The 17,536-nt window shown below is 51.5% G+C and carries 18 protein-coding genes; 8 read left to right on the forward strand and 10 right to left on the reverse strand.

Going from position 1 to position 17,536, the window contains the following annotated elements; translation table 11 throughout:
* Positions 1–112: 112 nt before the first annotated feature.
* The 3 genes from Q5741_RS20675 to Q5741_RS20685 form a co-directional block, all read right to left on the reverse strand.
* Positions 113–865 carry an SDR family NAD(P)-dependent oxidoreductase gene (locus Q5741_RS20675; RefSeq protein WP_305026008.1) on the reverse strand — a complete coding sequence of 251 codons (753 nt, stop codon included), beginning with the start codon at positions 863–865 and terminating at the stop codon, positions 113–115.
* A gap of 186 nt (positions 866–1,051) precedes the next feature.
* Entirely contained in the window at positions 1,052–1,294 is a 243-nt protein-coding gene (locus Q5741_RS20680) for a type B 50S ribosomal protein L31 (protein WP_305026009.1), read from the reverse strand.
* Positions 1,295–1,409: 115 nt separating this feature from the next.
* Entirely contained in the window at positions 1,410–1,931 is a 522-nt protein-coding gene (locus Q5741_RS20685; RefSeq protein ID WP_305026010.1) for a hypothetical protein, read from the reverse strand.
* Positions 1,932–2,097: 166 nt separating this feature from the next.
* Between Q5741_RS20685 and Q5741_RS20690 the strand changes: the two genes are divergently transcribed.
* Positions 2,098–2,505, forward strand: coding sequence for a hypothetical protein (locus Q5741_RS20690; protein ID WP_305026011.1), 408 nt, complete (start codon positions 2,098–2,100; stop codon positions 2,503–2,505).
* Positions 2,506–2,625: 120 nt separating this feature from the next.
* Here Q5741_RS20690 and Q5741_RS20695 read toward each other — a convergent pair whose 3' ends face one another.
* A complete protein-coding gene (locus Q5741_RS20695; protein WP_305026012.1) occupies positions 2,626–3,216 on the reverse strand; it encodes a restriction endonuclease in 591 nt (196 codons plus the stop codon).
* 255 nt (positions 3,217–3,471) lie between these two features.
* Here Q5741_RS20695 and Q5741_RS20700 point away from each other — a divergent pair, with 255 nt between their 5' ends.
* From Q5741_RS20700 to msrA, 3 genes are all read left to right on the forward strand, one after another.
* On the forward strand, positions 3,472–6,078 hold the full coding sequence (locus Q5741_RS20700) for an RCC1 domain-containing protein (protein ID WP_305026013.1): 2,607 nt from the start codon (positions 3,472–3,474) through the stop codon (positions 6,076–6,078).
* Positions 6,079–6,202: 124 nt separating this feature from the next.
* A complete protein-coding gene (locus Q5741_RS20705; protein ID WP_305026014.1) occupies positions 6,203–6,793 on the forward strand; it encodes a hypothetical protein in 591 nt (196 codons plus the stop codon).
* A gap of 99 nt (positions 6,794–6,892) precedes the next feature.
* The gene (msrA, locus tag Q5741_RS20710) at positions 6,893–7,405 is read left to right on the forward strand and encodes a peptide-methionine (S)-S-oxide reductase MsrA (RefSeq protein ID WP_305026015.1); all 513 of its coding nucleotides are present in this window, start codon (positions 6,893–6,895) and stop codon (positions 7,403–7,405) included.
* 65 nt (positions 7,406–7,470) lie between these two features.
* Here the strand turns inward: msrA and fabV are convergent, their stop codons facing one another.
* Both fabV and Q5741_RS20720 read right to left on the reverse strand, forming a co-directional pair.
* Positions 7,471–8,661 carry an enoyl-ACP reductase FabV gene (gene fabV / locus Q5741_RS20715; RefSeq protein WP_305026016.1) on the reverse strand — a complete coding sequence of 397 codons (1,191 nt, stop codon included), beginning with the start codon at positions 8,659–8,661 and terminating at the stop codon, positions 7,471–7,473.
* A gap of 172 nt (positions 8,662–8,833) precedes the next feature.
* Positions 8,834–10,012, reverse strand: a complete 1,179-nt coding sequence (locus tag Q5741_RS20720) for an MFS transporter (protein ID WP_305026017.1) — start codon at positions 10,010–10,012, stop codon at positions 8,834–8,836.
* 214 nt (positions 10,013–10,226) lie between these two features.
* Here Q5741_RS20720 and thrC point away from each other — a divergent pair, with 214 nt between their 5' ends.
* The 3 genes from thrC to Q5741_RS20735 all read left to right on the forward strand — a co-directional run bounded on the left by thrC (position 10,227) and on the right by Q5741_RS20735 (position 13,438).
* Positions 10,227–11,621, forward strand: coding sequence for a threonine synthase (gene thrC, locus Q5741_RS20725; protein ID WP_305026018.1), 1,395 nt, complete (start codon positions 10,227–10,229; stop codon positions 11,619–11,621).
* Between the two features lie 383 nt (positions 11,622–12,004).
* Positions 12,005–12,241, forward strand: a complete 237-nt coding sequence (locus Q5741_RS20730; RefSeq protein WP_305026019.1) for a hypothetical protein — start codon at positions 12,005–12,007, stop codon at positions 12,239–12,241.
* Between the two features lie 84 nt (positions 12,242–12,325).
* Entirely contained in the window at positions 12,326–13,438 is a 1,113-nt protein-coding gene (locus Q5741_RS20735; protein ID WP_305026041.1) for a slipin family protein, read from the forward strand.
* A gap of 108 nt (positions 13,439–13,546) precedes the next feature.
* On the opposite strand, the gene Q5741_RS20740 is transcribed toward Q5741_RS20735, so the two are convergent.
* The 4 genes from Q5741_RS20740 to Q5741_RS20755 all read right to left on the reverse strand — a co-directional run bounded on the left by Q5741_RS20740 (position 13,547) and on the right by Q5741_RS20755 (position 16,505).
* Positions 13,547–14,572: an NADH:flavin oxidoreductase/NADH oxidase gene (locus Q5741_RS20740; RefSeq protein ID WP_305026042.1), complete on the reverse strand. Its 1,026-nt coding sequence runs from the start codon at positions 14,570–14,572 to the stop codon at positions 13,547–13,549.
* A 138-nt stretch (positions 14,573–14,710) separates the two neighbouring features.
* The gene (locus Q5741_RS20745; protein ID WP_305026020.1) at positions 14,711–15,325 is read right to left on the reverse strand and encodes a sensor histidine kinase; all 615 of its coding nucleotides are present in this window, start codon (positions 15,323–15,325) and stop codon (positions 14,711–14,713) included.
* Entirely contained in the window at positions 15,322–15,765 is a 444-nt protein-coding gene (locus Q5741_RS20750; RefSeq protein WP_305026021.1) for a HAMP domain-containing protein, read from the reverse strand. Before Q5741_RS20750 ends, Q5741_RS20745 begins: the two co-directional genes overlap by 4 nt.
* A 26-nt stretch (positions 15,766–15,791) precedes the next feature.
* Positions 15,792–16,505, reverse strand: a complete 714-nt coding sequence (locus Q5741_RS20755; protein ID WP_305026022.1) for a response regulator transcription factor — start codon at positions 16,503–16,505, stop codon at positions 15,792–15,794.
* 169 nt (positions 16,506–16,674) lie between these two features.
* Here Q5741_RS20755 and Q5741_RS20760 point away from each other — a divergent pair, with 169 nt between their 5' ends.
* Positions 16,675–17,457 (forward strand): serine hydrolase domain-containing protein, encoded by a 783-nt coding sequence (locus tag Q5741_RS20760; protein ID WP_305026023.1) that lies wholly within the window; start codon positions 16,675–16,677, stop codon positions 17,455–17,457.
* Positions 17,458–17,536: the final 79 nt, after the last annotated feature.

Consider the following 17,536-nt stretch of genomic DNA (forward strand, 5'->3'; position numbering starts at 1 on the left):
CATAAAAATGCACCCCTTAGATTTCATCGGAATAACCAGGGGGTTTTTCCAATGTCTATTCTAAGGGGTGCACTTCAATTCATCGGCAGAGGGTTTTGGGTTTTGGATAAGATCAGATGACGTAACGCTGGGCTTCCTGAGCTTCCGCCTTGGTTACAGCTTCTTCAAGATCCATGCCGACGAAGTTCTGGGCGTGGAAAAAGCGGCCGCTCCTGCCATCATTCACAAATGCACCTATGGCAATACCCGGGATCACGCTGTCCACCGCATTGGGAGCCTGCGGCCCGCCTAGGTCGGTACGGCACCAGCCGGGATCGGTCAGGCTGAGAATCACGTTAGTTCCCTCCAGGCGTGAGGACAGATCCTTGGTGAATTTATCGAGTGCTGCCTTGCTGGCTGCATATCCGGCTTGTTCAGGCTCATTGATAATGCCGCTGGTTGTATTGATCACACGTCCAAAGCCGCGTTCCAGCATCCCGGGAATAAGGCGATTGCAGATCGTTACTACCGAAATAAAGTTGATCCGAAAGCTGGCTTCAAAGTCTTCCACAGGTGTATTCCAGAAATCGGTACGATAGGCGATTTGTACGGCGGCGTTGTTGAATACAATGTCCACCTGTGTGCCCTGAACCTCAATTGCATCAAGCATCGCGGTCACCTCTTCGTGGTTCCCCAGCTCAGCGCTGATGCTGTAAGTTTGCACACCCATGGAGCGGATTTCTTCCTCCAGAGATGCTGTATGCTTGACATCTCTGCTGTGCAGGATGAGATTGCAGCCCTGTTGAGCCATGAAGCGAGCCGTTTCGCGTCCTACGCCGCGGCTTGCGCCCGTAATTAATGCCCACTTGCCTTGTACATTCAGCATGATTAGCCTCCTTCTAAGTCACTCCAAAGATGTAAGCGCTTAACAAGCGGGTAAAAGTATATCATATTTATTCTGAAAAGAGTAGATTACCAGACGCAAAAAATCCCCACGAGAGAAGCCGGCCGAGCTTGTACACAAGCTTGGGGACTCATCCAATGAGGATTATTCACGAACACAGCTGTAAAATTACAGGTTGTATTTCTTCTTAAAGCGTTCAACTTGACCGCCTGCATCCAGGATTGTTCTCTTACCTGTGTAGAACGGGTGGGAAGCAGAACTGATCTCGGATTTCAGCAATGGGTAAGTGTTGCCGTCTTCCCATTCAATAGTTTCGTTGGAATACTTTGTGGAAGCACTCAGGAATTTGAAGCCTGTGCTGATATCCATAAAGACCACTTGACGAAGGTCAGGGTGGATTCCTTTTTTCATATCGATTCACTCCAGTTTCTAAAATAGAATATTGACGTTTAGATTTGATTATAGCAAATATCGATGTAATTATCAATTCTTTTTGTGGGAAAACACCATTTGTCAAGTCCTGTTTCTACACGCCAAGCTGTTCATACAGCTGACGGATCTGCTGATTCGCCCAGGCATCCTCGGAATTTTGCTCCAGTCTGTACAGCAGTTCATCGTGATAATCCTGAATCATATATCCTTCAGGGACGCTGCCCAGCAATTTTGTGTAGTCATAAGAAGGCAGGGGCTGCGTGCCTTGAATTGCGGCAGCCAGCCAGCCGGTCCAGGCATGCAGGCTCAACATCCCGGCCTGCCAGAGATCGAACTGCAGACTGAGACAGTCCTGGATTGTCTCGTATTGTTCCGGTTCCGGATATTCACGGCACAGGGCGACGACCGCGCGATACAGCTCCTGGGCTGCTTCAGCCTGTTCGCCTTGGAGAGGCGGGTCCTCATAGCGCCGGAAATCTTCTGGCTCCACACGGGTCCCGTCATCATACAGCAGCAGGGTTTGCGGCAGGAGTGCGAGCAATCCGGCCAGCTCTTCATTTGAGATCAAGCGGGCCTCGTACAGTGCATTTATTTGAAAAGAAGGTTGAATCGTCATCCATGTTCCCCCAAGTCTAGTATGCTTCGCTTATTTCCGAAGCTCTGCGCTCCATTGTAGCATGAGTGATTCCGATAAATCCAAACGGCTGTATGGCAATGACAGTTAGAAAGCCTGCCCAAGTTGGGTAATGAATGGGGAGTCAGACTTTGGGAGGAGAATGGGTATGGTTGCTCAAGGCAAGGACGTGTTTTTGAAAGAGCTCCAGGAATCGCTCGAAACCGGTCACTACCGTGAAATTCCCGTTGGCGTTGTCTATGAGGATTATATGAAAGACAAGGTCCAGACCGCGGTGCCCGAATACAGCGATGACCATCCGTCCAGATTTTATCGATTCGGGAGCTACCGTCTGGAAGTTTATGATGGCATTCTGCTGACGATCGCTGTACCTGTACAGATGGAAGTTCATGAGCAGGATGTAGCCGAACTGTTCGGCGAAGGGGACGTTCAGTCTTCTAATAATGAGCATGTTGTATCTTATCGATCCGATGATTGCGTAATAACATTCAATTTTCGGCAGGATAGCCGCCGATTAACAGAAGTATCTCTCACCAGCAGCATGTTTATCGATTAAAGGTAACGGAAGAGGGGTCGTTGATCCCGGGAGAAGAGGACAGCCTCGCTTACAGCGCGGGCTGTCCTCTTCTTTTGGCTTTGACGGAAAAGGGCCTGAGACGGTATGAGCCTTGTCAGGTTAACGCTGGTTCTTCCGGGGTCTCCAATGAGGAGCCTTGATTTCGGGCAGCTCTTCAATCACATTCATGGCTTCCCCGTAGCGCCTGCCTTTAAACAGGCTGATCAGATCTTCCAGGTCCTCCCGGTCAAGCAGCTTCACTCCATTCACAGCGGCGAGGGTGCGGCAGGCCTCGGTATATCTTCCCGAGGTCAGGACGATCGCACGCTCGGCTTCATAATACCGCATGGAAGTATAGACCTCCTGGACGGCTCCAAGACCAACAGGATTACTGTAGCTGTACCGTTTGGCCTGAAGCACATGACGACGCCCCTCCCGGTCCGTGAAGACCAGATCTGCCCCGAAGTCGCGGCTGGCTGTCGTCTGGTAAACCTCACTGTAGCCCAGCTCACTGAACAGGCGGAACAGGTACAGCTCGAATTCTGAACCATCCTCCATCAGATCGATATCCCGCAAGGTGATTTTACGCGGGTTGGCTTCACGGCGGATACGTCTTTGCCTGCTGCGGACTAGACGTACAGCCAGTATCAAGAGGAGCAGGAGGACCAGCCCGGCCACCCCAATCGCGGCAGGATTTATAGTTATGGGCATAACGCTTCTCCCTTGCTATCTCGAATGTATGTTCCTATTACTATATCAGATCAGGGAAAGGTGCGGAAGGGCTTGAAAGAATAGAGTGCTGAATGGCAATAAGATCAGACATTGGGGGAGCACAATGAATGGTGTTAATCCCTGAAATTAACAGAGTCATCACGGATGCCGATAATATAAAAAGACCGCTGTTGCGCGGTTGTACATAGAAATTCGACTCAATAAATCACAATTTGGTATGGGGGAGAGAGGAACATGAGAAAGTGGCTGACCCTGTTTGTACTTTTCTGCTTGGCAGGTACGGCAGTGCTTCCTTCTGCAGCTGCTGCAGCAGATCAAGAGGACTGGCTTGAGTTTCACGAAGTGCAGAATGCGGATAAAAGCTTGACTATTGAAGGACTTGCGATCGGCTCAGAAGGAAAGGAGGTAACAATTACCTTATCCACTGGAGATTTTGAAACAGTCAACAACCGCAAGGTCTATAAGGAGATCCTGTTGTCCGAGACCAGAGCGGCAGTAAACAACAAAGGTTATTTTATTCTGGTCACTCCTCCGGTTGATGAGACCAAGCTTAAGAATCACGATTTGTCCATCGTTCTGCAGAATGATCAGGGCAAGCAGGCCGGAAATATGAGGAAGTTCCCAATCCAAGTGCCTGCACCCAACCCGGATTTATTCGATAAGGAACCTGTCGATCAATATGCAAAATATAAAGATCATCCCCTGGATGCTGTGTCTTATGACCCGCAGGTTCTGGCCATGGAAGGGAATCGTCTGGCGGCTCGTATAGCTGCCGGTGATCAGGCGTCCTATGTGGTTGATTCTGCGGGTACCTTGTGGGCTTGGGGCCATCTCCCATCATCCCTGACGGAACCTGGCAGTAAGAGCAGTGATTCAACGGTCTGGCGGCTGGCGAAGCCGGTAACCTCTGTGAAGAATGTGATCCAGGTTGCGGCGAATGGGGGAGCTGGCGCAGCGCTGACTGCGGAGGGCATGATCTGGGAATGGGATTACAGGGGATTAACCCGTATTGGCAAGGTGGCGGATGCAGCTGCTGTTACAGTTGCCAATGACGGCAATGGTCTGATTCTCAAAAAGGACGGAACTGTATATACCTGGACGATGTCTGCAGCGAATGAAAAAGCGGCACTCTCTATCAAGCTTGCCAAGGCAGCAGGCCTGCAGCAAATTGTGAAAATATCCGCAGGATCCCACAGTCTCTACGGAAATACATTTATGGCTCTGCAGCGTAATGGTCAGGTATGGGCATGGGGAAATATGAGCATCATATCGAGCGCGAAGCAGGCGAGCAATAAGGACCGTTCTAATCAGTCCGGTTTATCAAAATATATGTTTGAGATTGTTCAAACGAAAATACCGGAGCTGTTAAGCGGTATTCCGGCGGTGCGGGATATGGCGTTTATTGAAGGTTACCCGGTATTCATTACGCAGAACAATGAATTCTGGTCTTATCTGGACACAGGCTCTACATTCGTAAAAAAACCTGGGAAAGTGTCCGGAGATGCAGCTAATGTGTACAATAACGTACCTTATATCCAGAAAAAGAACGGACAATATTACCGATGGTACCAGGGATACAGTACGTTGGCCGATGAGCCTGAAACTTTGCTTCAGGGGATGAAAATGGTGGCTGCGAGCAGTTCCTCAACCAGTAATGCCGGTCACATGCTGGGTGTACAGTCGGATGGTACCTTGATGGCTTGGGGAGCAAATCGTTCAGGGCAGCTTGGCATCAGTGCCGCTGTGCCGATCCCTTCACGACCATCGGTTATTGCATCGGTTGCCCAGCCCTTGTCCGTCTCAGCCGGAGAGAATCACGTGCTTGCTCTCAATCAAAAGGGAGCTTTGTACGGCTGGGGCAGTAATGCCAATCAGGAGATTGATGGGAGCGGCAAACCGGAAATTCTGTCACCAGTGCGTATAGCGACAGAGGGGGAAGTCAAGAAGGCAGCTGCCGGGAGAGGCTTCTCCCTTTACATCACTAATGAGGGTGAATTGTACGGCTGGGGAGATCTGCAATGGCTGGGCATGAAGGTGAAAACGGCCGCGCCGGTCCGAATTTCACTTGTCCCAGAAGCAGTGCGGGATATAGACGTTACGGATCGAAGCGCCGCTGTGCTCACGACAACCGGCAAAGTATATCAGCTGGGCGGTGTAGCTTGGGCGGGGGTTAACGCTGAAGTGTATGTGCATAATCATTACCGGCAAATTTCCGGTATCAGCGATGCTGTGAATGTATCGATGAGCGGAACGAGAGGGTATGCCGTGAAGAAAGACGGCTCGGTTATGTTCTGGAGCAACGCGATCGTGGAGGGCAAGACGACAGCCAAGACGATGGCAGGGCTAAAGAATATCACTGCACTGTCAGCGGCTCGGGCAAATGGTGAGTTCCTGACCGCTATAGATCGTCAGGGCGGATTGTGGGCGTGGGGAGATAACTCTGCTCGCCAGATCAGCTACAGAATGACGCAGCAGCTGCCAAGCCCAATGAACATTACGGAAAAGCCGATTCGAATTACAGCCAACGAAGTGACGGAAGCACGTACCAAGCTGAGTTTCCGCAGTGTCACTGCTTCAAGCAATGGAGCACTTGCATTAACAACTTCGAATGAAATGCTGTTTATGGGTTACACAGCCAGCTTACTGCGAGAAGGCGGGCTTTACCGTAATGTAACGTTTGCTGAAGCACAGGGCAGTAATATGTACTGGATCACAGGCGGCAAGTTATACGTGTACGGGTACGATAATAAGTCCGGCCAGCTTGGCAACGGTTCAAAGGTACAGGTAGATCGTCCACAGCGGGTCCTTACCGTCAAAGGAACTCCAATGACCTTTAAATAAAGCCCATTCCTTCCGCGCCTGTCCATTCATACCATACAGCAGAACCAGTCACCAGCAGCAGGCATGAAGTGCTGGCGGATCCGTATGGGAAGAAGGGAGATGCACGATGAGGAGTACAGTGGCAGTGAAAAGTACATGGAAAGCTCGAAGAGGGTTGACCGGAAATCAATCTGCGGTACGACTGGCACACACCCTGACAGGGGTGGCCGGGGCCATGATGCCGTTCTATGCAGCAATCCGCAGGGACAGCAGGTATGCAAGCACTTGGAGCAAAGCGGTAACCGCCGCTGACCTCGACCACCTGATCCGGCTGCTTAAGCGGGTGTCGCCGCAGGCTGGGAGGCAGGATGTGGGGACGAACGGCATTGGCTACTTCGTCGCTTTTAAGACCGCACAGCCTGAAAGCTATTACACGAACGGAACGACCATTCCGCCAGGTATGGTGCAGTTTACGTTCAGTACCCATGTGCACCGGACGATGGCAGGAGAACTGCTGCCTCTCTACCGGGAGCTGGCGTGTAACCGTGCTTTCGCCGCTGCTCTGGCCAGAGCAGTTGTCTGCAAGGACCGGAAGGCTGTATGCATCATGGTTCGCAGTCTGGTCCGGACGAAGGCTCTGCGCACCATCCAGATTGAGGAGCAGGGCGTCGCCATGACTTTTAAGTATCCGTTCAGCCGCTATCCGTACCGCAATCTGCTGTTTAGCGGATTCTGAGAAGGAAGGGACTGCCTACATGGTCTGTCCCGCTGACCGCTTCTTTGTTATACTGGAGGAGTTCTTTTATATCAGCGTAATAGAGAAAGAGGTATATATATGGAAAAGGCGACTTTTGCAGGCGGATGCTTCTGGTGCATGGTGACACCTTTCGAAGAGCTGCCCGGCATTCATGGTATTGTATCCGGGTACACAGGGGGCTCTGTCGAGAATCCGACCTATGAACAGGTGAAGACCGGGACTACCGGCCATTATGAAGTAGTGGAGATCACTTTTGATCCGGAGATTTTCCCTTATGAGAAGCTGCTGGAGCTGTACTGGCCGCAGATTGACCCGACAGATGAAGGCGGACAGTTCCATGACCGCGGCAGCCAATACAAGACGGCCATTTTCTACCACAACGAACGTCAGCAGGAGCTGGCACTGGCCTCCAAGAAAGCAGTAGCCGAGAGCGGCCGTTTTGACAAGCCGATTGTTACCGAGATTTTGCCTGCCCAAACCTTCTATCGTGCGGAGGACTACCACCAGGATTATCATAAGAAAGAACGGGAACATTATAAGGCAGACCGAGCCAAGTCCGGCCGGGACGAGTTTATTGCGAAGAACTGGTAATGCAGGTTCGACAGGACCATAAAAAGCCCGAATGCATCTCAGATGCATTCGGGCTTTTCTGACTTTTATCGCTGGTTCGGAACCTGTACGTCCGGGTTCACATCTGCTTCGTAGTCGACTCCTTCCGTCTCGAAGCCGAACAGCTGGAAGAATTCACGGCGGTAGCCTTCAAGGTCGGAGAGCTCGTTGATGTTATCGCTCGTAACCTGCTCCCAGATCTGCTTCACCTCGTCCTGAACGTCCTCACGCAGCTCCCAATCGTCAATACGGATGCGTCCTTTCTCATCCACAGGTGTTTCGCTTCCACTGTACAGACGGTCCGAGAACAGACGATACATCTGTTCGATGGTCCCTTCGTGAAGGCCTTTTTCTTTCATCACCTTGTACAAGGCCGAGATGTACAGCGGCACTACCGGAATTGCCGAACTCGACTGGGTGACCAGTCCCTTGCTGACGGTCACATAGGCTTTACCATGGATGCTGCTCAGCTTGCCGGTCAGTCGATCTGCTGCTGCTTCCAGGTCATCCTTGGCACGTCCAATGGAGCCTTGGCGGTACACAGCCTGTGTAATATCGGACCCGATATAGGAGAAGGATACGGTCTTGGCGCCTTCCGCCAATACGCCTGCTTCCTGCAGCTGGGTAATCCAGCGTTCCCAATCATCACCGCCCATGACGGTCACCGTGTTGCGGATTTCTTCTTCCGTTGCGGGTTCGATCGTAATGCTGGTTACCTCACCGCTGTGGAAATTTACGGTTTTATTCGTGTAAGGCTGCCCAATCGGCTTTAGAACCGAGTTAACGGTTTCGCCAGTGGCCGGGTCGGTGCGGCGTGCCGAAGCTACGCTGTAGACGACCAGATCTACTTGACCCAATTCCTCACGAATCACATCAATGACATGGGTTTTGGTCTCGTCCGAGAAGGCATCACCCGTGACACTGAACGATTTCAGGCCGGCCTTCCGGGCGGCTTCTTCGAATGCGGCTGAATTGTACCAGCCTGCGGATGCGGTCCGCTTCTCGCTGCCGGCACTTGGACGGTATACGCCAATCGTGTTGGCGCCTGCGCCAAAAGCAGCAGCAATTCGTGCGGACAAGCCGTAGCCTGTCGATGCGCCGATTACCAGTACATTGCGCGGCCCTGTGATCTCAGGCTGGCTCTGAATGTAGTTGATTTGCTCCTCGACCTGACGGGCACAGCCGACAGGATGTGATGTGGTGCAGATAAAGCCGCGAGTTCTTGGTTTAATGATCATGTGTAAAAAATTCCTCTCTTTATGGGATTCATTCCGTAATTTAAAAAGCTGCTGTTATTCAGTTTAGGTAAGTCTTAGGCTGTTCGGATTCTGACGTTAGTCGTAATCGGTTCTAACGCAGGTCTAACCTATTTTAACAATTTTTTGCGCCGAGGAAAAACTTCTCCTGCAGCTATTGCTGCTGGCTGCCCTGAGTTTGTCCGGTTGACCCGCCAGTTGACCCGTATGTACGGTATAAAAATAAACCAAACAGCGTGCCGGCCAGGGACATGGCGGAGATGATCATATATACGTTCTGACCGCCCAACCGGTCAAACAGGACGCCGCCTATATAGGAAGCGACGATCCCGGAAATGCCAAAGAAGAGAAGAGCAAGCACGGTCTGGCCGGTCGCCCGCCATTCCTCAGGCACAATCCGGTACAGGTACTGAATCGCTGCAGAGTAGAAGACCGGAAACGTGAGCAGCTGCAGAACCTGCAGGTAAGCGAGGCCGTGCGGGTCCGTGATCCAGGCGGAAAGGAAGAACCGCAGGCAGTAAAAGGCGCCTGCAATGGAGATGGTAATCAGTTCCCGGCCTGCTCGCAGCCACCAGAAGCTGAGTGCGAAGACGACGATTTCGCTGCCTGCAGCGAGAAACCAGGCTTGACCCAGAAGCTCGGCGTTTCCTCCCAAAGCTGCAATCTGGACACCAAGGAAGGTATCGTTCATGCGGGCGGGTATCGAGCTGATCAGCACCAGTATCAGAAAAAGCAGCGTCTGCCTGCTGCCGAGAAAGCTGCGCAGGCTGCTCAGCGTAAGCGGCTTGCCGGAAGCAGGCGCATCAGGCAGAAACAGGCAGATGATAAAGCTGACGATGCCTGTACCTCCGAACAGCCAGGCCAGACTGTGGGTACCTAAACGGGACATGACATAACCTGTGATCAGTGACATTACGGCATAACCGAGTGCCCCGTAGGTGCGGAAAGAGCCGTAACTGACACCGGTATGCTCGGCGACACGAAAATTCAGGCTCTCGGTCAGCGGGTCCATTGGCATGACGAAGAAATAGACAAGCATGGCGAACAGCACCAGCATCGGGTAGCTGCTGGAATCATACAAAAAATATCCTGTTACGGAAGCGAAGATCAGGAGCAGCAGCATCACTTTGGTTATCGTCCGCAGCCGGTCGCTGATCATGCCCCACAGCGGTTGGGCGATCAGAGTCACAATACCGCCCGTTCCGACAATGAGGCCGATCCTGGAAGAGCTGATCTGCTGTTCATCCAGGTAGAGAGGAAGGAAGGGGATGAACAAGGACAGCATGGCAAAATACAAAAAGTTAAAGGATTTCAGCGCCTTCGAAGCATTCATTCCGGAGATTCATACCTTTCAAGAGAAATAGCTATATACAGCTGATAGCAGCTTGTTTCCAGTTCTGCCATTGTACCATGGGATCGTTGTTTTCTGAACAACAGCAGAAAGAATTCATTTTTTGTGAAAAAGTGCTTGGTAACGGCGGCAAGTCCATGTAAGATAGATAGAAAATCACTAACGGATGCCAAGATTCTATACCAGGGGGATGACCATGAAGTATATCAGCACAAGGGGACAAGTAGAAGCAAAAGGTTTTGTTGACACCGTATTGATGGGACTAGCCGATGATGGCGGCCTGATGATTCCACAAGAAATTCCAGCCGTTACAGCCGGGCAGCTGGAGCAGTGGAAGAAGCTGAGCTACGAGGAGCTGTTCCTGGCAATTTTCTCATTGTATTCCAATGACGAGATTCCAGCCGACGACCTGAAGGCCATGGTCAGCCGGAGCTATGCAAGTTTCCGCAGTCCGGAAGTAGCCCCGGTGGTGAAGCTGAAGGATAACCAGTATGTACTGGAGCTCTTCCACGGGCCGACTTTTGCGTTCAAGGATGTTGCCCTGCAATATATTGGTGAGTTCTACTCTTATGTGTCCAGAACGCGCGGCGAGATCATCCATATTCTGGGCGCAACTTCGGGGGATACCGGAGCAGCTGCAATCCAGGGCGTGCGCGGCAAGGAAGGTATCAAGATCAGTATTCTGCACCCGCACCAGAAAGTAAGCAAGGTACAGGAGCTGCAGATGACGACCGCAGCCGACGATAACGTGCTGAATCTGTCCGTCAAAGGCAATTTTGATGATTGCCAGAAGGTCATCAAGGAACTGTTCGCCGATCTGGACTTCAAAGCCAAGCATCATCTGCGTGCTATCAACTCCATTAATTTTGTCCGGATTCTTGCGCAGACGGTCTATTACTTCTACGCCTATCTGCATTTGGAAGCAGCTGATCAGCAGAAGAAGGTGAACTTTATCGTCCCGTCCGGCAACTTCGGTAATGTATTCTCCGGTTACCTGGCCAAGAAAATGGGTCTGCCTGTACACAAGCTGATTATTGCTACAAACGAGAATAACATTCTTGAGCGCTTCGTCACGACAGGCGAATACCAGCCAGGGGAATTCAAGAGCACTCACAGCCCTTCCATGGACATTCAGGTTGCGAGCAACTTTGAACGCTATCTGTATTACTTGATGGGTGAGGATGCAACTAAAGTATCTGCTTATATGAACCAGCTGCAGACCGAAGGCAGAATTGTGATTTCACCAGAGGATCTGAAGCGGGTACAGGAGGAGTTTGCCGCTTATGGAGCTGGCAATGATGAGTGCCTGGAAGTGATCGGCCGTTACCAGAAGGATACCGGATATTTGCTGGACCCGCATACAGCCTGCGGTATTACGGCTTACGAGCGTTTCAGCGGCGAAGGAGAGGTTGGCATTACACTGGCAACCGCCCATCCGGCCAAATTCGATGAAGCGATCGCGCTCACAGGCATCAAGCAGGAATTTCCGGAAGAGATTTCTCAGCTGTTCTCGAAGACGCAGCATCAGGAAGTGGTTGACTTCGACAAGGAAGAGATTGTACGTCAGCTGGTTGCCTTTTACGGGAACTAACAGTTAAATGGCATTATCTGAAGAGAGTTTTTGAAATTAATTATGAGCCATCGGATACAGGTCAAGACCTGATCCGGTGGTTTTTTGTATAAAAGGGCCTGTTGTAATACTTGCGCCATGTTCGAAAGGCTGTATATCCGGCATGATAAGGGAGGTTGATGACACGCTGGACACTGACGAGGCAGGGATTTCGAGAGAATCCAGCAGTGCCTGCCTGATCAGGCGAGGTATCCTGCAGTGCTGCAGCGGCTCAATCTGCTAATCGGGGTTCGATTCCCCAATCGTTATGGGAACGATGTTGGTGACAATTCGACTTCCAATCGAATGAGAACATGAGGTGAATCTGAAGGTGCATTCCGGTTGCGGTCACGACGACGTAAACCATGGCCAAGGCTTTGCAGCTTCGCGGATACCGGCACGATCAGCATCCTGATCATGGATTGCAGCCGCCTGATCTTCCCTGTGCCGAAGTTGGGCTGCAGGATGACGGGACGGCGAAGCCCGGAGTGAAGGATGGTTTATTATGCCTGAAGCGCAGCTCCGCCTGCGGTCATGGAGGAATGCTCTGTAAGATTCCGGATGAAAAGATGCATAATAGCAGGTTATTGAAATTTACATAGGCACAGACTTCATTCGTCGCAGATCCATTGTATAAGCATGACAATGAAGTAGGATGATCTATTTTCAAGGAGTGAATATATATGCTGTTCCAAAAGATGAATATAATGAACGATCAACGCGGGCTGCTCTACCGGAAAGGGAGCTATGTGAAGCTGTTAATGCCTGGAACCTACCGGCTGCGTTCCTTTCAGGAAGAGACGGTCCAGATCATGAAGCTGGATGAACCATTCGCACCGGGAAAAGAGCTGAACCTGTATCTGAACGACCCGGACCTGCGTGAACAGCTGGACGTCGTACAGGTGGAGGACTACGAATATGTGCTTCATTACGAGGAGGGTACCTTCAAGGAGCTGCTGAAGCCCGGGAGATATGTCTTTTGGAAGGTGCTGAAGGAGCATCGTTTCGTCCATGTAGATATCCGGGAGCCGGCGGTCGCCGACACGATCGACAGGAGTGTGCTAACGAAAACGGCAGGCTGCTGTTATGCCCATGAAGTCGCCAGCTATGAGCGCGGCATGCTGTTTTACAACAACGTATTCCAGAAAGAGCTGCCGCCCGGCAAATATTACTTCTGGAAAGGACCGGTACATGCCGCTGTCCGTAATCTGGATCTGCGCCGGCAGCAGCTTGACCTGATCGGCCAGGAAATGATGACGGAGGATAAGATTACGCTGCGGCTTAACTTTGTCTGCCAGTACCGGATTCTTGATCCGATGCGTGCGCTGGATTTCCGGGCATTTGAAGAACAGGTTTATATTACGCTGCAGCTGATTTTGCGGGAGTACGTTGGTACTCAGAAGCTGGATGATCTGCTGCGCAGCAAGCAGGAGGTCGCCGGGTTTGTGCTGTCACGATTGCAGGAGCGGGGCGGTGAATATGGTGTCCAGTTCTTGTCTGCAGGTGTGAAGGACATTATCCTGCCCGGGGAAATCAAGGATATCCTGAATACCGTACTGCTGGCAGAAAAGAAAGCCCAAGCTAATCTGATTACCCGGCGTGAGGAGACGGCTTCTACGCGCAGTCTGCTGAATACGGCGAAGCTGATGGATGAGAACGGCACCTTATACCGTCTGAAGGAGCTGGAGTTCCTGGAGAAGATCTGTGACCGGATCGGTAGTATTTCGTTAACCGGTGGCGGCAATTTGCTGGAGCAGCTGAACTCGCTCCTGTCCGTTCGAGCAAGAGCAGAGGATTAGAATACAATACTACCGGAGTCCGAATTCCAGGTTAACACAGCAAGAACGGACTTATGCAAAAGCCCCGTGGAATAAAACTTCCACGGGGCTATATATTTGAGTATATTCTTATTTCACACGCGGGAATGCCCGTTCATACGCGACAGGCGGTGCCTGCAGCTGCTGGACAGCTTCCAGGGCGTGCAGTGCCCAGTACGGGTCCTTCAGCATCGCGCGTCCTACGGCTGCCAGATCGGCATCCTCATTGGCAATCACAGCTTCCACGAGCTGCGGATCGTCCAGAATACCGACAGCCATCACAGGGACACCAAGGGCTTCCTTGATTTTGCGGGCGAACGGTACCTGGAAGCCAGGGTAGTTACCCGGTTGACGCTGTGTTCCGATCGGTCCTTCACCGCCTGTTGAGATATCGAAGATGTCAACGCCGGCATCGCGGTAGCGCTTGGAGATTTCTATAGCATGGTCAAGGTCGTAACCGCCGTCCATATACTCTACAGCCGATACACGCATAATCAGCGGCATACCTTGCGGCATGACCTCTTTGGCAGCCTTAATAATTTCTACGCCAAACAGCGCTAGGTCCTGACCATATTCGTCTTCCCGGTTGTTAATGCCAGGAGAGTGGAACTGGTGAATCAGATAACCATGTGCTCCATGCAGCTCAATCGTGTCAAAGCCGGCCTCAACCGCCCGGCGTACAGACTCGCGGAACTTGTGCACCATATCTTTGACTTCAGCGGTTGTTAGCGCCTTAGGCTGTTTGTATTCTCCGCCTACACCGATGTCGGACGGGCCAACCGGTGTAGCAGCATCTTCGGCTTTGCGGCCGGCATGGGCAATCTGAATGCCGATCTTGGTGCCGTATTTGTGAACTTCGTCAATGATCCGCTTATAAGCCGGGATCTGGTCGTCAGACCACAGCCCCAGGTCATAATCGGTAATCCGGCCGTCCGGTTCAACGTCGGTCATCTCCATGATGATCAGTCCTGTACCGCCGACCGCGCGGGATACATAATGCACGAAGTGCCAATCATTCGGCACACCGTCTTTGGCCTCAACGGAATACTGACACATCGGGGGCATAACGATTCTATTTTTCAAAATGAGGTCTTTGTAAGTAAAAGGTGTCGACATATGGGTATAGCTCACAGTAAATTTCTCCTCCTTCTGGAATGGACTGAATCAAGAAGTGAACAAGGCAGTAGTTTTCCCTGTCCTGCTCCAGTATATACATACCCACTTTTGAAAGGGAAGTAGTGTAATGAATGTTACCTAGTTACTTTTTTTGAATAAATGCGTTTGTGGTGGGCGGCTGAAGGGCAGGGAGAGGATAAACTGCTTATGCCCCGGAAGGTTTCGCAAAGTTAGGCTTCCGCGGTGCAGCTGCGCGATTTGGGCTGAAATGGCAAGCCCCAGTCCGCTACCCTCTTCCTGTCCCCGTGATTGGCTTCCTCGTACAAAAGGATTAAAGAGGTTATGCTCCAGATGTTCCGGAATAGTGGGACCGTCATCCATGACAAAAATAAGGAATTGTGATTCTATCTGCTCCAGTCTGAGGGTTATGCAGGTATGGGGGGGATTGTGCTTGACGGCATTGATCAACAGGTTGGATAGGGCGCGCCGCATCAGATGGATGTCGAAGACCCCATGCTCACATGCTTCCGGCACATCTACAGCAAGCTGCATATGTTTGCTTTCCAGCTCTTCGTAACATTCCACCGCAATCTCCCGTATCAGCTCCGCCAAGTCCCCCGAATCGGCTGCCAAAGGATAGTGAGGGCTGTCCAGTTTTGCTAAATTGGATATCTCTTCAATCAGATGACTCATATGTACGGATTTACGGTAGATCAGTTCAAGATAACGACGCTGCTCTTCCTGATTGTTCACCATGCCAATGTGCAATGCCTTGCGTAACCCTGGATCGAGGCTATCGGGGACCGCAGATCATGCGACAGGTCCGCCAGCATCTGCTTCTTGGTCTCCTCCAGCTGCCGGTTGTTGGCCTGGGCTTGTTCAAGCTGGGCAGCCATGTCATTAAACTGCTGCTGGATGATCGTGAATTCATAGCTGCCCGCCATCTCCAGGCGCTGAGCGTAGGACCCCTGTCTCATCTGCCGAATGGCTTCAGAGATTTTGTTCAGGGGACTCGTTATTCTGCTGGCTGTCCACAGGCTGTATCCCCCGATAATAGCGCCGAACAATATAAGATAGACGAGCAGCCATGGAAGGGTGATATGGATATCAATCTCAGCGTGGCGGAGCATGTAGAGGACGAAGGCCAGATTCAGCCCCCCCATGGTGACGGAGAGCAGAATGAAAGAATTCATCAGCGATTGGAACAGGGACTTTTGCTTCACGGTTGCTCCGCCCTTCTCGTGAATTTATAGCCAAGTCCACGGATGGTCTGGATATAGACGGGTTCCCGGGGAGAGTCCTCCACTTTATCGCGGAGCCTTGAGATATGAACCATGATCGTGTTGGCGTCTTCGGCATAGGTTTCGGACCAGACTTGCTCAAAAAGCTGTTTTTTTGTGAACACCCTGCCGGGTGAGCTCATGAGTGTCTGCATCAACCTGTATTCAATGGCAGTCAGCGGGACCGGAGTTCCCTTCCGGTACAGAAGACAGTCCTGCTGATCCAGCAGCAGGTCACCGCACTGAAGCTGCTGCGGGTACAGCCCGCTTGAAGGGAGAACATTGAAATCATAGGTCCTGCGCAGCATGGCATGAATCCGGGCAACGACCTCCAGCGGATTAAAGGGCTTGGTTATAAAATCATCGGCTCCGAGCCGCAAGCCCAGTATTTTGTCACTGTCTTCGCTCTTGGCAGACAGAACAATAACCGGCAGCCGGTAGATGGTCCGCAGCTGCTGAAGCAGCTCGATTCCGTTCATGCGGGGCATCATCAAATCGACAACGGCCAGATGAATCTCCTGCTGCTTCAGATAAGCCAGGGCCTCAATGCCGTCCGCAGCAGTAACAGTTTCATACCCCTCCTGATCCAGAAAAAGCTTAATAAGCGCGCAAATATCCGCATCATCATCCACTAACAGTATGGTTCGGGTCATGATTTGTATCTTCCTCCATGATTTAGAGTGCTGGACCGCTATTGTTATTTTCGCATAGCCTGGAAAGACTCCTTTTTCTTAAGAGAAATTTAAGATTGCCGACAGCTGTCTGAAAGACAGAGGAGGTAGTCTGTTAATGGATCTTATATGAAATGGGGGAACCATTGGAATGAAAGGAATCAGTTTGGCTCTCCGCAGCAGAATCTTTTTCCTGACAGCGGCAATCTGGGTGTGGGGATATGGACCGAACGTGGTGAATGCAGCGGATTCAGTTCCTAAGGATGTGGGGCATCGTATCGAAAAGGCGGTGGATGCAGCAGCTTCGGAAAGCATGGAAAAGCTGCATATCCCGGGAGCGGCGGTGATTGTGACCAAGGGAAGCAGGGTTGTGTTGAGCAAGGGCTACGGATGGGCAGATATGGAGCGTCAGGTGAAAATGGACCCTGAGCGCAGTATAGTGCGTTTGGGATCCCTCGCCAAGCCATTGACAGCCGCTGCTGCCATGCAGCTGGTGGAGAAAGGAAAGCTCTCCCTGAGCGCTGATATCAACAGGTATTTGGCCCATCCTGGGATGCCTAACTACAAGAACCGGCCGATTACACTGAAACATCTGCTTACCCATACCGCGGGTCTGGATCAGCTGTTGTACCAGACTGCAGCCCGGTCGCGAGATTCAACGGTAGCAGCGGAACAGCTTTTGTATGAGTATTTCGGTAACCAGCCTCCTGTACGGCTGCCGGGTGAACAAATGGATTATAATAATGCGGGCTATGGAATGATAGGACTGCTGGTCGAGAGAGCAGGCCGTCAGCCTTTTGAAACGTATATGTCTGAGCATATATTTGAGCCGCTCGATATGCCAACAGCGTCTCTTGATTCCAGCGCAGCCCCTCCGGCACAGTTGGCCCAATCCTATACGTACAGCCAAGGACAGGGATACACGCGAATTTAGCCTGGCTGGGTTAACCTGCCCGCAGCCGGAGGAATGAATACGACACCTGCCGAGTTTGCCCATTTTATGGTCGCGCTTC

The organism is Paenibacillus lacisoli (assembly GCF_030580655.1).
GTDB lineage: Bacteria > Bacillota > Bacilli > Paenibacillales > Paenibacillaceae > Paenibacillus > Paenibacillus lacisoli.

What these genes read in the sequence shown, in the direction of transcription:
- Q5741_RS20700 (WP_305026013.1), top strand. Translation starts at nt 3,472, where the DNA reads ATGAGAAAGTGGCTGACCCTGTTTGTACTTTTCTGCTTGGCAGGTACG.
- fabV (WP_305026016.1), bottom strand. Translation starts at nt 8,661, where the DNA reads ATGATCATTAAACCAAGAACTCGCGGCTTTATCTGCACCACATCACAT.
- Q5741_RS20680 (WP_305026009.1), bottom strand. Translation starts at nt 1,294, where the DNA reads ATGAAAAAAGGAATCCACCCTGACCTTCGTCAAGTGGTCTTTATGGAT.
- thrC (WP_305026018.1), top strand. Translation starts at nt 10,227, where the DNA reads ATGAAGTATATCAGCACAAGGGGACAAGTAGAAGCAAAAGGTTTTGTT.
- Q5741_RS20760 (WP_305026023.1), top strand. Translation starts at nt 16,675, where the DNA reads ATGAAAGGAATCAGTTTGGCTCTCCGCAGCAGAATCTTTTTCCTGACA.
- Q5741_RS20730 (WP_305026019.1), top strand. Translation starts at nt 12,005, where the DNA reads ATGGCCAAGGCTTTGCAGCTTCGCGGATACCGGCACGATCAGCATCCT.
- Q5741_RS20720 (WP_305026017.1), bottom strand. Translation starts at nt 10,012, where the DNA reads ATGAATGCTTCGAAGGCGCTGAAATCCTTTAACTTTTTGTATTTTGCC.
- Q5741_RS20690 (WP_305026011.1), top strand. Translation starts at nt 2,098, where the DNA reads ATGGTTGCTCAAGGCAAGGACGTGTTTTTGAAAGAGCTCCAGGAATCG.
- Q5741_RS20755 (WP_305026022.1), bottom strand. Translation starts at nt 16,505, where the DNA reads ATGACCCGAACCATACTGTTAGTGGATGATGATGCGGATATTTGCGCG.
- Q5741_RS20750 (WP_305026021.1), bottom strand. Translation starts at nt 15,765, where the DNA reads ATGAATTCTTTCATTCTGCTCTCCGTCACCATGGGGGGGCTGAATCTG.
- Q5741_RS20675 (WP_305026008.1), bottom strand. Translation starts at nt 865, where the DNA reads ATGCTGAATGTACAAGGCAAGTGGGCATTAATTACGGGCGCAAGCCGC.
- Q5741_RS20685 (WP_305026010.1), bottom strand. Translation starts at nt 1,931, where the DNA reads ATGACGATTCAACCTTCTTTTCAAATAAATGCACTGTACGAGGCCCGC.
- Q5741_RS20740 (WP_305026042.1), bottom strand. Translation starts at nt 14,572, where the DNA reads ATGTCGACACCTTTTACTTACAAAGACCTCATTTTGAAAAATAGAATC.
- Q5741_RS20695 (WP_305026012.1), bottom strand. Translation starts at nt 3,216, where the DNA reads ATGCCCATAACTATAAATCCTGCCGCGATTGGGGTGGCCGGGCTGGTC.
- msrA (WP_305026015.1), top strand. Translation starts at nt 6,893, where the DNA reads ATGGAAAAGGCGACTTTTGCAGGCGGATGCTTCTGGTGCATGGTGACA.